12 protein-coding genes and 1 pseudogene are annotated in these 12,738 nt (G+C 68.5%); 8 read left to right on the top strand and 5 right to left on the bottom strand.

Going from position 1 to position 12,738, the window contains the following annotated elements; translation table 11 throughout:
- A pseudogene (locus tag NHG85_RS08480) lies at positions 1–313 on the bottom strand (N-acetylmuramic acid 6-phosphate etherase); the annotation flags it as partial.
- Positions 314–470: 157 nt separating this feature from the next.
- Between NHG85_RS08480 and NHG85_RS08475 the strand changes: the two are divergent.
- Complete coding sequence (locus NHG85_RS08475) at positions 471–1,340, top strand: glucosamine kinase nucleotide-binding domain-containing protein (protein ID WP_253331502.1); 870 nt, start codon at positions 471–473, stop codon at positions 1,338–1,340.
- Entirely contained in the window at positions 1,337–2,092 is a 756-nt protein-coding gene (locus NHG85_RS08470) for a GntR family transcriptional regulator (RefSeq protein WP_253331500.1), read from the top strand. The genes NHG85_RS08475 and NHG85_RS08470 overlap by 4 nt, the downstream gene beginning before the upstream one ends.
- 522 nt (positions 2,093–2,614) lie before the next feature.
- On the opposite strand, the gene NHG85_RS08465 is transcribed toward NHG85_RS08470, so the two are convergent.
- Genes NHG85_RS08465 through NHG85_RS08450 form a run of 4 tightly spaced genes read right to left on the bottom strand, consistent with a single transcriptional unit; the run spans position 2,615 to position 5,606 of the window.
- Complete coding sequence (locus tag NHG85_RS08465) at positions 2,615–3,433, bottom strand: amidohydrolase family protein (RefSeq protein WP_253331499.1); 819 nt, start codon at positions 3,431–3,433, stop codon at positions 2,615–2,617.
- Positions 3,430–3,858 (bottom strand): RbsD/FucU family protein, encoded by a 429-nt coding sequence (locus NHG85_RS08460; protein ID WP_253331497.1) that lies wholly within the window; start codon positions 3,856–3,858, stop codon positions 3,430–3,432. Before NHG85_RS08460 ends, NHG85_RS08465 begins: the two co-directional genes overlap by 4 nt.
- Complete coding sequence (locus tag NHG85_RS08455; protein ID WP_253331495.1) at positions 3,848–4,897, bottom strand: aldo/keto reductase; 1,050 nt, start codon at positions 4,895–4,897, stop codon at positions 3,848–3,850. The genes NHG85_RS08460 and NHG85_RS08455 overlap by 11 nt, the downstream gene beginning before the upstream one ends.
- A 10-nt stretch (positions 4,898–4,907) precedes the next feature.
- Positions 4,908–5,606, bottom strand: a complete 699-nt coding sequence (locus NHG85_RS08450; protein WP_253331494.1) for a GntR family transcriptional regulator — start codon at positions 5,604–5,606, stop codon at positions 4,908–4,910.
- A 100-nt stretch (positions 5,607–5,706) separates the two neighbouring features.
- Between NHG85_RS08450 and NHG85_RS08445 the strand changes: the two genes are divergently transcribed.
- The 6 genes from NHG85_RS08445 to NHG85_RS08420 all read left to right on the top strand — a co-directional run bounded on the left by NHG85_RS08445 (position 5,707) and on the right by NHG85_RS08420 (position 12,502).
- Positions 5,707–7,221: a UxaA family hydrolase gene (locus NHG85_RS08445; RefSeq protein ID WP_253331492.1), complete on the top strand. Its 1,515-nt coding sequence runs from the start codon at positions 5,707–5,709 to the stop codon at positions 7,219–7,221.
- A gap of 28 nt (positions 7,222–7,249) precedes the next feature.
- Positions 7,250–7,993, top strand: a complete 744-nt coding sequence (locus NHG85_RS08440; RefSeq protein WP_370362999.1) for an SDR family oxidoreductase — start codon at positions 7,250–7,252, stop codon at positions 7,991–7,993.
- Positions 7,994–8,029: 36 nt separating this feature from the next.
- Entirely contained in the window at positions 8,030–9,556 is a 1,527-nt protein-coding gene (locus tag NHG85_RS08435; RefSeq protein ID WP_253331488.1) for a sugar ABC transporter ATP-binding protein, read from the top strand.
- Positions 9,553–10,557: an ABC transporter permease gene (locus tag NHG85_RS08430; protein ID WP_253331486.1), complete on the top strand. Its 1,005-nt coding sequence runs from the start codon at positions 9,553–9,555 to the stop codon at positions 10,555–10,557. The genes NHG85_RS08435 and NHG85_RS08430 overlap by 4 nt, the downstream gene beginning before the upstream one ends.
- A gap of 67 nt (positions 10,558–10,624) precedes the next feature.
- Entirely contained in the window at positions 10,625–11,575 is a 951-nt protein-coding gene (locus NHG85_RS08425; RefSeq protein WP_253331484.1) for an ABC transporter substrate-binding protein, read from the top strand.
- Positions 11,576–11,644: 69 nt separating this feature from the next.
- On the top strand, positions 11,645–12,502 hold the full coding sequence (locus NHG85_RS08420) for a fumarylacetoacetate hydrolase family protein (protein ID WP_253331483.1): 858 nt from the start codon (positions 11,645–11,647) through the stop codon (positions 12,500–12,502).
- The last annotated feature ends 236 nt before the right edge of the window (positions 12,503–12,738 follow it).

Below are 12,738 nucleotides of genomic sequence, written 5' to 3'. Positions count from 1 at the left end.
CATCGGCCGGCACGCCGCCCGCCATGCGCACCAGGATGCGCTCCTGGGCGATACCGAAGGTGCCGGGCAGCTCCGCCGCGTCGGCCAGCGCCATCAGCCCCGAACTTCCGGCGGCGGCATAGACCAGCCGCCCCGTGCCCGACAGCGCCGCGGCCACGAGCTGCGCCGCCGCTTCGAGATCGCCCGTGGCGTGGCGCAGGCTCTCGATCGCGGCGCTCTGCACCTCGATCATCCGCGACAGCGCGCCCGCGGCGTCGAGCCGATCCAGCGCCGTCTCGGCATTCGAAACCTCTTCGGTGCGCGGCAACGACATGCGAATCTCCCTTCGAGACCTATCCAATACCTTTATGATACCTCTTGTCCAGACAGTTCCTTCTGCACCCTGCCACGCGCCTATATAGCGCACTGAAAGCAGGCAAGGGCCCGGTATCAGCCTTCACAGGGGACAAGAGGTATTATATAGGTATTGCATGGCGCAGGCAGACCCACTCTTTCTCGGCATCGATGGCGGCGGCACCGGCTGCCGCGCCGCGCTGTGGCGCGGCGGGCCGATCGGCCAGGGCGCGGCCGGACCGGCCAACCTCACCTCCGATTTCGAGGCGGGCCTTGCCAATATCGGCAAAGCGATCGCCCGGGCCGCGCAAGCGGCGGGGCTGCCGGAGGAGACCGTCCAGACCGCCATCGGCCACGCCGGTCTCGCCGGGGTGCAGTCCGAGGCCATGGCCCACCGCGTGGCCGCAGCCCTGCCCGGGCGCTGCCGCGTCACCGAGGATCGCGACATCGCCATCGCGGGCGCGCTCGGACCCGAAGAGGACGGCGCGGTGCTCGCCATCGGCACGGGCAGCTTCGTCGGGCTGAGGCGCGCGGGCACAATCCGGGCGGTCGGCGGCTGGGGGTTGCAGCTTTCGGATCAGGCCTCGGGCGCCTGGCTGGGGCGCGCGGCGCTGGCCGCCACGCTTGAGGCGATCGACGGCATGCGCGACCGCACCGCCCTGTGCGACGCGCTGCTCGACCGGGTGGGCGGGACGCCGCAGGACATCGTGGGCTTCGCCGCATCGGCGAACCCTGCCACCTACGGCACGCTGGCGCCGATGGTTCTGGGGGCCGCCGAGGCGGGCGACGCGCTGGCTTGCGCGCTGTTCGAGCAAGGCGCGCAATGGCTCGACCGGGCGCTCGGCGCCCTGGGTCACGCGGCCCACGAGCCGATCTGCCTCACCGGGGGCCTCGGGCCGCGCTACCGCGCGGCGCTCGACCGCCCCGGCCGCCGCTTCCTCGCACCGCGCGGCACCCCGCTCGACGGGGCGCTGATCCTCGCGCGCAGGACGGACGGGCAGGCATGAGCATCTCGGCCTTTCTCGCCCGCGGCAACTGGGGCCGCGCCGATGGCGGTCCGCTTTATCTCCAGCTTTCGGAGCGCCTGTCCGAGGCGGTGTCGCAGGGGCTCCTGACCCCCGGCGGCCCCCTGCCGCCCGAACGCGAGATCGCGGCGCTGACGGGGCTGTCGCGCGTCACGGTGCGCAAGGCGATCGGCCGCCTCGTCGACGAGGGGCTTGTGGTGCAAAAGCAGGGCTCGGGCTCCTTCATCGCCCCGCCCGCGCCGCAACTCGAACAATCGCTCTCGCGGCTCACCTCCTTTACCGAGGACATGGCCCGGCGCGGGCTGTCGACCACGACCAGATGGCTCGACCGCGGCGTCTACCTGCCCTCGCCGGACGAGGTGGTGGCGCTCGGCCTCTCCTCCGATGCCTCGGTCGCGCGGCTGGCGCGGCTGCGCATGGCCGACGGGCGGCCCATGGCGATCGAACGCGCGGCGCTGCCGCTCGACATCCTGCCCGATCCCGGCGCGGTCGAGGTCTCGCTCTATGGCACGCTGGCCGAAACCGGCCTGCGACCGGTGCGCGCCTTGCAGCGGATCTCGGCCGTCAACCTGGGGCGCGACGACGCCACCACGCTCGAGGTCGAAGCGGGCACGGCGGGGCTGCGCATCGAACGCACCTCCTATCTCGCCGATGGCCGGGTCGCCGAGTTCACCCGCTCGCTCTACCGGGGTGACGCCTACAACTTCGTGGCCGAACTGCGCCTTTCGCGCTGAGCCGCTGCGCGGGTTTGGCCACGCCGCAGCTCCCCTCCCGGGGTCGGGAACCGGCTCGACTTATACGGCTGTCCGGCCCGTACCGTCCAGCGACCAGCAGGGTCGCCGCGTGATGCGCACCTCGCGTTTTGTGTACATCTCAAACGGTTATAAATGTTGTTTTTTATTTCATATATTGAGGAAAGATCGACGTAATTACAATTGTCGCGAAGGATCGCGATGATGCGTTCGACGCCTTCCGCCGAACGGCTCGAAGGGGACCATCCCGTCCAGATACCCCGATCTTTGTCCTTGAACCGGCCCCGCGCATCCCGGCCCGAGCCCCCCAAAACAAGCCCATCGCTCTCATTTCCCTGACTCACAGCGATAGGGACTCTCCCCTTAGATCGTTTCCCAAACGACCGGTTTCTCCCGCTACCTAGATATGGAATTTCCGCTCCGCCGGCCTTTGGCCACATCCATTCCGCCAGATGCGCCGTCAGCGGGATCGATGCGCAACGCGCGGCCTCGTTCCGCCGCGGCTCACAGCCTATAGAGACCGGCCGCATTGCCGCCGAACACGGCCCTTCGGTCCTCCGCATCCGGGATGAGGGACCTCGCCATCTCGAACCACGCCTCATAGCTCGCCGCGAGCGTCAGCACCGGCCAGTCGCTGCCCCAGACCAGCCGCGCCGGGCCGAATTGCGCGACCAGATGCGCAACATAGGGTTCCAGCTCCGCCCGTCCCGCGCCCTCGCCCGCCTCGGTCAGAAGCCCCGAAAGCTTGCACCAGGCGCGCGTCTCGCGCGCCAGCGCCGCCATCTCCCCGGCCCAGGCGTCAAAGCGGCCCGCGGCGATCTCGGGCTTGGCGCCGTGGTCGATGACGCAACGCAGATCGGGGTGCCGGGCCAAGAGCCGGCGCAGGCGCGGCAGGTGCCGGGGCAGCACCAGCGCGTCGAAGGTGAGATCGTGCCGGATCATCGCCTCGAAGGCGGGCGCGAGCACAGGATCGAGCATCCAGTCGTCATCCGCGATGTCCTGGATCATCGGGCGCAGGCCGACCAGCTTGGGGTGTCGGGCAAGCCGCGCGATCTCCTCTGGCGCAGAGGTGGCCTCGAAATCGACCCAGCCGACCACGCCGCGCACGACATCGCTCTCCCCCGCCAGCTCCAGCAGGTATTCCGTCTCCGCCAGCGTCGGCGCGGCCTGCACGAGGACGGTGCCGCCGATCCCCTGGCGCGCCAGATGCGGCGCGAGGTCGGAGGGGCCGAAATCGCGGTATATCGGGGCAAGCTCCGGCGTCAGCCAGCCGTAATCTCCCCGTTCGAGCCGCCAGAAATGCTGATGCGCGTCGATGATCATGCGATGACGCCCTTCTTGAGAATGATGTTGCCGTAAAGCCGGGTCTCTCCGGTCTGCACGATGGCAAAGGCCCCGCGCGCCCGCTCGTAGAAGGCAAAGCGCTCCAACCGGCCCAAGGGTGCGGGGTTGTCCGCTGTTGCCTCGACGATCCGGCCGAAGGCCTCGACCACCGGCGGCACCGCCGCCGCGTCGCCCACCACCTCCATCACCAGCGCGGGCTCGACCACGAAGCTGTCGAGCGGCATCACCCTCAGCACCGCCTCCAGCACATCGGTGGCCGGGATCCCGTCGAGCCTGTGGCAGCGGGCCGCCAGTGCGGTGGCCGGGAAATTGGCGTCGGCGATGACGATGTCGTCGCCATGGCCCATGGCGCGCAGGCTGTGCAAAAGATCGGGCGACAGGATCGGCGGGATATCACGCAGCATCGGACGCCTCCCCCGGCACGGGCGCATCGGCGCGGATCAGCCCCTCGCCCTTCAGATCCGACCAGAGCGCGCCCGGCACCGGCGTTTGAAGGATCTCGACGTTGCGGCGCACCTCCTCCGGCCCCGAGGCACCGGGGATCACCGTTTTCACCGCCTCGTGCGCCAGCGGAAACTGCAGCGCCACGGCGATGAGCGGCGTCGCATGCGCCGCGCAGACCGCCTCGATCCGGCGCACCCGCTCCAGCACCGCCTCGGGCGCGGGCGCGTAATCATAGCGCGCCCCCTCCACCGCGCCGGTGGCGAGGATGCCCGAGTTGTACGGCCCGCCGAGGATGATCCCGACATCGCGCCGCTCGCAAAGCGGCAGAAAGCTGTCGAGCGCGGTCTGCTCCAAGAGCGTGTAGCGCCCAGCGAGCAGAAATCCGTCGAACTCCGCCTCGCCCAGCAGCCGCTCGCAGACCTGCCAGGCGTTCACCCCCGCGCCGATCGCCGAGATGCGCCCCGCCTCGCGTAGCTCCGACAGCGCGCGGTAGCCGCCCTCGCTGAACAGCTGGCGCAGGTTTTCGTCCTCGCCCGCCTGCCCATGCGTGCCCGCGTCGAGATCGTGCAAGAACAGCATGTCGATCCGGTCGGTGCCGAGCCGGGCGATGCTGTCCTCGAAGCTGCGCATGATGCCGTCATGGGTGAAATCGAACTGGATGCGCTTTTGCGGCACATCGACGAAGGCCTCCGGCGTCACCTCCTCGGGCGCGCAGTCGAGCAAGAGCCGCCCCACCTTGGTCGAGAGCGTCACCTGATCGGGATCGAAGCGGCGCAGCGCCTGCGCCAGCCGCATCTCCGAACGGCCGAGCCCGTATTGCGGCGCCGTGTCGAAATAGCGGATCCCGGCGTCCCAGGCCGCGTCGAGCGTCGCCTGCGCCACGTTCTCCTCGATCTTGCGGTAAAGGTTGCCCAATGGCGCGCCGCCAAAGCCGAGCCGCGACAGGCGGACCGGTTTCGGCGTGCGCCGGTTCAGCGGCACGGTGTCGATCTGTGTCATAGGGTCCCTCTCAACTGGGGCGGAAATAATCGGGATATTGCCGCTCGAGCGGCTCGATCCGGTGGATCAGCTGGCGCAGATGCCGCGTCATCGCCGCGCGCGCGGCCGCCTCGTCTCGCGCCTCGATCGCCTCGAGTATGGCGCCGTGCTCCTCCACCGTCTCGGCCGGGCGGCGCGGCTCGGGCAGGATCAGCATCCGCGCGCGGCGCAGCTGAAACGACATCTGCCCGACCACCAGCGCCACCTTGGGAAAGCCGGTGAAGCCCAGCATCAGCTCGTGAAACTCGAGATCGGCCTCGAAGAAGCCGTGGAAGTCGCCATCCTCGACCAGCAATTGCTGCAGCCGCAGGTTCCGCGACAGCCGCGCGAGCTGCGCCTCGGTGCGGATCCGCGCCACCCGCGCCACCGCCGCGGTCTCCACCGCCTCGCGCAGGAAGTTCTCCTCGCGCAGCTCGGTCATCGAAAAGCGCGACACGCGGGTGGCCGATTGCGGGATGATGTCGACCAGACCGTCCGAGGACAGACGCCCCAGCGCCTCGGCCACGGGCGAGCGCGAGACGCCGAGCTGCTCGCACAGCGCGCCTTTGCGCAGCACCCTGCCGGGCGCAAGCGCCATGTCGAGAATGGCCTCGCGCAGCGCGACATAGACCCGCTGTCCGAGCGGGCCCTCCATGCCGGCGATGTCCAGCGCGGGATCGGGATCGGGCATATCACACCTCCTAGACTGACATGTTAGTTGACAGGTGATTTTAGTAAAGCTAGCAATTCTCCTAACGGAACGATTGTTCGCCCAACAGAGGATGCGCGACGTGAGCCAGCCGCCAAGACTGCTGACCCTCCACCCGCAGGACAATGTCGCGATCGCCCTTGGCGACATCGCGCCCGGCGAGACGGACGCGCCACCTCTCCTGCAGTCGGTCAAGCAGGGCCACAAGGTCGCCACCACGCCGATCCGCGCGGGCGAGAACGTGCTGCGCTACGGCCAGATCATCGGTCAGGCCAAGGCCGACATCGCGGTGGGCGAGCATGTTCATGTCCACAACCTCGGCATGGGCGAGCACAGCCGCGACTACGCCCATGCCAGCGAAAACACGCCGCTGCCCCCCGCGACCGAGGACCGCAGCTTCATGGGCTACACCCGCGCCGACGGGCGGGTCGGCACGCGCAACTACATCGGCATCCTCACTTCGGTGAACTGCTCGGGCTCGGTCGCGCGCTTCATCGCCGAGGCGGCCGAGAAATCCGGCCTGCTCGATGCCTATGACAACATCGACGGCATCGTGCCGATCACCCATGGCACCGGCTGCGGCATGTCGGGCGAGAACGAGGGTTACGCCACGCTGTTCCGCACGCTGTCGGGCTATGCCCAGCACCCCAATTTCGGTGGCATCCTGCTGATCGGGCTGGGCTGCGAGGTGATGCAGATCTCCGATCTGGTCGGCGGTCGTCCGATCCGCGCCGACGGGGCGCTGCGCTACATGACGATCCAGCACGAGGGCGGCACCCGCAGGACGATCGAAAAGGGGCTCGAGGAGCTGCGCGGCATCGCCAAGCTGGCCAACGAGGCCCGCCGCGCCCCCGCGCCCGTCTCGCATCTCACCGTTGGCATGCAATGCGGCGGCTCGGACGGCTATTCGGGCATCACCGCCAACCCCGCGCTCGGCATGGCCTCGGACATGCTGGTGCGCCACGGCGGCACCACCATCCTGTCGGAAACCTCCGAGATCTACGGCGCCGAGCACCTGCTCACCCGCCGCGCGGCCTCGGTCGAAGTGGGCGAAAAGCTGATCGAGCGCATCCGCTGGTGGGAGGATTACACCGCCCGCAACCACGGCGAGATGGACAACAACCCCAGCCCCGGCAACAAGCGCGGCGGCCTGACGACGATCCTCGAAAAATCGCTCGGCGCGGTGGCCAAGAGCGGCAGCGCGCCGCTGACGGATGTCTATCTCTTCGGCGAAAAGATCGACAAGCGGGGCTTCGTCTTCATGGACAGCCCCGGCTTCGATCCCTGCTCGGTCACCGGCCAGATCGCCTCGGGCGCCAACCTGATCGTCTTCACCACCGGGCGCGGCTCGGTCTCGGGCTACATGCCGACGCCCTGCATCAAGGTCGCGACCAATTCCGACATGTATCGCCGGATGTCCGAGGACATGGACGTCAACTGCGGCGACATCGTCTCCGAGGGCGTCGGGCTCGACGAGAAGGGCCGCGAGATCTTCGAGATGTTGATCCGCGTGGCCTCGGGCGAAAAGACCAACAGCGAAAGCTTGGGCTTCGGCGGGGTCGAATTCGTGCCCTGGCAGATCGGCGCGGTGATGTGAGGCGAAACATGTGGGGGGAGACGCGATGATGCTGAACGACAAGACGATACTGATCACGGCGGCGGGCCAGGGCATCGGCGCGGCCAGCGCGCGGGCCTGCGCGCAAGCCGGCGCCCATGTGATCGCCACGGATGTGAACGCCGATCTGCTGGCCGCGCTGAAAGGCGTGCAAGGCATCGAGACCCGCCAGCTCGACGTGACCGATGGCAAGGCGATCGCGGCGCTGGCCGAGGAGCTTCCCGATCTCGACGGGCTCTTCAACTGCGCGGGCATGGTGCATCACGGCACGGTGCTCGATTTGACCGACGGGGACTGGCAGGCCGCGCTCGATCTCAACGTGACCTCGATAATGCGCATGTGCCGCGCCTTCGTGCCGGGCCTGCTGCGCCGCGCCGAGGCGCAGGGCAGCGCCGCGATCCTCAACATGTCCTCGATGGCCTCGTCGGAAAAGGGCTTCATCAACCGCACCGCCTATGGCGCCACCAAGGCGGCGGTGGTCGGGCTGACCAAGGCGATCGCGGCGGATTTCGTGGCCCGGAACCTGCGCTGCAACGCGCTGTGCCCCGGCACGGTCGACACGCCCTCGCTGCGCGGCCGCATCGCCTCGGCCCCGGACCCGGTGCAGGCGGAAAAGGACTTCATCGCCCGCCAGCCGATGGGGCGGCTCGCCACGGTCGACGATCTGACGCCGACCGTCGTGCATCTGCTGTCGGACGGCAGCCGCTTCGTGACCGGTCAGACCGTGCTGGTCGATGGAGGCGTCACGATCTGATCGCGACGCTTGAGGGGTTTGGGAGGGCCTGCGCGGATGAGTTACCTGGTCGAGATGAGGGGGATCGAAAAGCGCTTTCCGGGCGTCCACGCGCTCAAGGGGGTGAATTTCGATCTGCGCGCGGGCGAGGTTCACGCCCTGATGGGCGAGAACGGCGCGGGCAAATCGACGCTGATGAAGATCATGTCGGGCATCTACCCGCGCGACGGCGGCGAAATGAGGGTGGACGGCAAGCCCGCCGCCCCCGACAGCCCCCGCGCCGCCCAAGCCCTCGGGATCGGCATCATCCATCAGGAACTCAGCCTGATGAACGATCTCACGGCGGCGCAGAACGTGCTGATCGGCCGCGAGCCGCGCCGCAGCTTCGGGCGGCTCGACGAGGCGGCGCTCAACCGGCGCTGCGAAGAGATCTTCGCCCAGCTTCAGCTCAAGATGGACCCGCGCGCCCCCGTCGGCGCCCAGACCATCGCCCGCCAGCAGCTCATCGAGATCGCCAAGGCGCTCTCCTACGACCCGCGCGTGCTGATCATGGACGAGCCCACCGCCGCACTCAACGACGCCGAGATCGCCGAGTTGTTTCGCGTGATCGATACGCTGAAGGCCAAGGGCGTGGGCATCGTCTACATCAGCCACCGCATGGACGAGATCAAGCGCATCGCCGACCGCGTCACCATCCTGCGCGACGGCGCCTATATCGACACGCTCGAAGCGGCCACCACGCCGCTGTCGCGGATCATCCAGCTGATGGTGGGCCGCGAGGTGACGCAAAGCGCGCCCGAGATCCCCGACACCTCGCAAAGCCCGGTGGCGCTCGAGGTCCGCGGCCTCACGCGCGACAAGGAGGTGCAGGACGTCGGCTTCTCGGTGCGCAAGGGCGAGATCCTCGGCTTTGCCGGGCTGATGGGCGCGGGCCGGACCGAGGTCGCGCGCATCATCTTCGGCGCCGATCCGTATGATGCGGGCGAAATCCGCGTCCATGGGCAAAAGATCGACATCCGCCACCCCCACGCCGCCGTGCAGGCGGGCATCGGCTACCTGTCCGAGGACCGCAAGCATTTCGGCCTCGCCGTCGACATGAGCGTGCGCGCCAATGTCGCCATGGCCGATCTTCGCCGCTTCACCAACCGCGCGGGCGTGCTCGACGAGGCCGCGATGAAGCGCACGGCGGTCGATTACATCGACCGCCTGGGCATCCGCACCCCCTCGGACGAGCAGGCCGTGCGCCTTCTGTCGGGCGGCAATCAGCAGAAGGTCGTCATCGCCAAGTGGCTGCTGCGCGATTGCGACGTGCTGATCTTCGACGAGCCGACCCGCGGCATCGACATCGGCGCGAAATCCGAGATCTACGCGCTGCTCGAAGCGCTCGCCGCCCAAGGCCGCGCGATCATCGTGATCTCGTCCGAGCTGCCCGAGGTGATGCGTCTGTCGCACCGCATCGCGGTGATGTGCGAAGGAAGGCTGACCGGCATCCTGCCCGGCGGCGCCGAGACCACCCAGGAAGACATCATGGAATTGGCCACCCGGCGCACATCGGCGCTGACCGGCGCGGAGGAGGCGATATGACCACCCTTTCAACCGATGCCCCGAAATCGGCGCTGTCGCGCCTCGTCACGGCGGGCACGCATCAGAAGCTTTTGGCCTTCGCCAGCCTGATCGTGCTGCTGATCGGCTTCTCGATCGCATCGCCCAACTTCATGCAGACCTCGAACATGATCGCGATCCTGCAGGCGGCCTCGGTCAACGGCGTGCTGGCGATCGCGGTGACGCTGGTGATCATCACCGGCGGCATCGACCTGTCGGTCGGCACGATGATGACCTTCACGGCGGTGATCACCGGCGTGGTGCTGACCTTTCTCGGCCTGCCGCTCATCCTCGGCGTCTTCGCGGCGATCGCCACGGGGGCCTTCTGCGGCTCCTGCTCGGGCACCTTCGTGGCCAAGATGAAGATTCCGCCCTTCATCGCCACGCTCGGCATGATGCTGATCCTCAAGGGTCTGAGCCTCGTGATCTCGGGCACGCGGCCGATCTACTTCAACGACACGCCCGGCTTTTCGGAGATCTCGCGCGGCTCGATCCTGGGCGAGCTCGTCCCCGCCCTGCCGATCCCCAACGGCGTGCTGATCCTCTTCATCGTCGCCGCCGCCGCCGCCTATGTCCTCAACCGCACCGTCCTTGGCCGCTACTGCTTCGCGCTCGGGTCGAACGAGGAATCGGTGCGGCTGTCGGGGGTGAACACCGACCGCTGGAAAATCGCCATCTACGCGCTGTCGGGCGCCATCGTCGGGGTCGCGGGCCTGCTCATCGCCTCGCGGCTCAACTCGGCGCAGCCCGCGCTGGGTCTGGGCTACGAGCTCGAAGCCATCGCCGCGGTCGTCATCGGCGGCACCTCGCTCTCGGGCGGGCGCGGCTCGATCCTCGGCTCGCTCATCGGCGCGCTGATCATGGCGGTGCTGACCAACGGGCTGCGCGTGCTTTCGGTCGCGCAGGAATGGCAGACCGTGGTCACCGGCGCGATCATCATCCTGGCGGTCTATGCCGACATGATGCGCCGCAAGCCGTCCTGAAGAGACGGCGCGGCACGACCCCGGTCGCAGGTGCGGCCGGGCCAATCACCAACGGAGGAGAACCACCATGCTTTCACGTCGCGCGCTCGTCGCCGCCCTCGGCCTCACCCTCAGCCTCGGCGCGGCCCCCGCCGCCCATGCCCAGGACGGCGAGGTCTTCATCCCGCTCATTTCCAAGGGCTTCCAGCACCAGTTCTGGCAGGCGGTGAAATCCGGCGCCGATCAGGCGGCCGAGGAAATGGGTGTCCGCATCACCTTCGAGGGCCCCGACAACGAGACCATGGTCGACCGGCAGATCGACATGCTCGCCGCCGCACTCGCCAACAACCCCGGCGCCATCGGCTTCGCCGCGCTCGACAGCCAGGCCGCGATCCCGCTGCTGCGTCAGGCCGATGAGGCGGGCATCCCGGTCATCGCCTTCGACAGCGGCGTCGACAGCGACATCCCCGCCGCCACCGCCACCACCGACAACCTCGCCGCGGCGGGTCTCGCCGCCGACAAGATGGCCGAGCTGATCGGCGGCTCGGGCAAGGTCGCCGTCGTCGCCCACGACCAGACCAGCCGCACCGGCATCGATCGCCGCGACGGCTTCCTCAACCGCATGGAGAGCGAATACCCCGAAATCGAGGTGGTCTCGGTGCAATACGGCGCGGGCGACCAGCTGCAATCGACCGAGGTCGCCAAGGCGATCCTCACCGCCAACCCCGATCTGGACGGCATGTTCGGCACCAACGAAGGCTCGGCCATCGGCATCGTCAACGCCGTGCGCGAGATGGGCGCGGACGAGGTGACGGTGATCGGCTACGATTCCGGCAAGGCGCAGACCAACGCGATCCGCAGCGGCGAGATGGCCGGCGCGATCACCCAGAACCCGGTCGGCATCGGCTACGAGACCGTGAAAGCCGCCGTCGCCGCGATGAACGGCGAGGAGCTGCCCGAGGTGATCGACACCGGTTTCTACTACTACGACCAGTCGAACATCGACGATGACGAGATCCAGGCCGTGCTCTACGACTGATCTCTCGCCCCGCGCGGCCCGTCCCGGGCCGCGCGCCCTCCCCTCCCCAAATCCACTCCAGAGGATCACATGAAACTCCTGCGCTACGGTCCCAGCGGCCAAGAAAAACCCGGCTGCCTCGATGCGGATGGGCGCGTCCGCGACCTGTCGGGCCATATCGACGATCTCGCCGGCGAGGCCCTGACGCCCGAGACGATCTCGCGGCTGAAATCGCTCGACATCGAGGAGCTCCCCCTCGTCGAGGGCACGCCGCAGGAGGATCTGCGCCTCGGGCCCTGCGTCGGCCGCACCGGCAAGTTCATCTGCATCGGTCTCAACTACGCCGACCACGCCGCCGAAAGCGGGCTCGACGTGCCGCCCGAGCCGGTGATCTTCAACAAGTGGACCTCCGCCATCACCGGCCCCGACGATGACGTGATCATCCCGCGCGGCTCGAAGAAGACCGACTGGGAGGTCGAGCTCGGCGTCGTGATCGGCAAGGGCGGCGCCTATATCGACGAGGCGGATGCGATGGAGCACGTCGCGGGGTTTTGCGTCGTCAACGACGTCTCCGAGCGCGAATACCAGATCGAGCGCGCGGGCACTTGGGACAAGGGCAAGGGCTGCGACAGCTTCGGCCCGATCGGGCCGTGGCTCGTCACCCCCGACGAGGCGGGCGATCACGACGCGCTCTCGCTCTGGCTCGAGGTGGACGGCAAACGTCACCAGAACGGCTCCACCTCCACCATGGTCTACAAGGTGCCGCATCTCATCGCCTATTGCTCGCAGTTCATGAGCCTGCAGCCCGGTGACATCATCTCGACCGGCACCCCGCCGGGCGTCGGCATGGGGCTCTCCCCGCAGGTCTATCTCAAGGGCGGCGAGACGCTGCGCCTCGGCATCGACGGGCTGGGCGTGCAGACCCAGAAGGTCCGCCGCGCCGACTGAGCCTCCCCCCTCGCGCGCCGCGGCCTTCACAAGGCCGTGGTCCGCGCGCCGGGCCCCGTCCCTTCCGGGGGATGATCTGCTATGAAAGAGACGGCCCGGCACCCCCGCCGGGCCGTTTCCGATTGGCCGGGAGGAGGAGCCGGGATGCCCCCATGTGAACTGAACCGCCGCGCCTTTCTCGTGACCGGCACGGCCGCGGCCGCGACGGCGCTTTTGGGCGGCGGCTTCGCCCTGCC

It is taken from the genome of Limimaricola litoreus (assembly GCF_024159025.1).
Classification (GTDB): Bacteria; Pseudomonadota; Alphaproteobacteria; order Rhodobacterales; family Rhodobacteraceae; genus Limimaricola; species Limimaricola litoreus.
Note: the sequence above shows the minus strand (reverse complement) of the source record. Positions and strands in the feature narration are given on the sequence as shown.

Coding starts and splice junctions, on each gene's coding strand:
- NHG85_RS08475 (WP_253331502.1), top strand. CDS start 471: ATGGCGCAGGCAGACCCACTCTTTCTCGGCATCGATGGCGGCGGCACC.
- NHG85_RS08470 (WP_253331500.1), top strand. CDS start 1,337: ATGAGCATCTCGGCCTTTCTCGCCCGCGGCAACTGGGGCCGCGCCGAT.
- NHG85_RS08465 (WP_253331499.1), bottom strand. CDS start 3,433: ATGATCATCGACGCGCATCAGCATTTCTGGCGGCTCGAACGGGGAGAT.
- NHG85_RS08460 (WP_253331497.1), bottom strand. CDS start 3,858: ATGCTGCGTGATATCCCGCCGATCCTGTCGCCCGATCTTTTGCACAGC.
- NHG85_RS08455 (WP_253331495.1), bottom strand. CDS start 4,897: ATGACACAGATCGACACCGTGCCGCTGAACCGGCGCACGCCGAAACCG.
- NHG85_RS08450 (WP_253331494.1), bottom strand. CDS start 5,606: ATGCCCGATCCCGATCCCGCGCTGGACATCGCCGGCATGGAGGGCCCG.
- NHG85_RS08440 (WP_370362999.1), top strand. CDS start 7,250: ATGCTGAACGACAAGACGATACTGATCACGGCGGCGGGCCAGGGCATC.
- NHG85_RS08435 (WP_253331488.1), top strand. CDS start 8,030: ATGAGTTACCTGGTCGAGATGAGGGGGATCGAAAAGCGCTTTCCGGGC.
- NHG85_RS08430 (WP_253331486.1), top strand. CDS start 9,553: ATGACCACCCTTTCAACCGATGCCCCGAAATCGGCGCTGTCGCGCCTC.
- NHG85_RS08425 (WP_253331484.1), top strand. CDS start 10,625: ATGCTTTCACGTCGCGCGCTCGTCGCCGCCCTCGGCCTCACCCTCAGC.
- NHG85_RS08420 (WP_253331483.1), top strand. CDS start 11,645: ATGAAACTCCTGCGCTACGGTCCCAGCGGCCAAGAAAAACCCGGCTGC.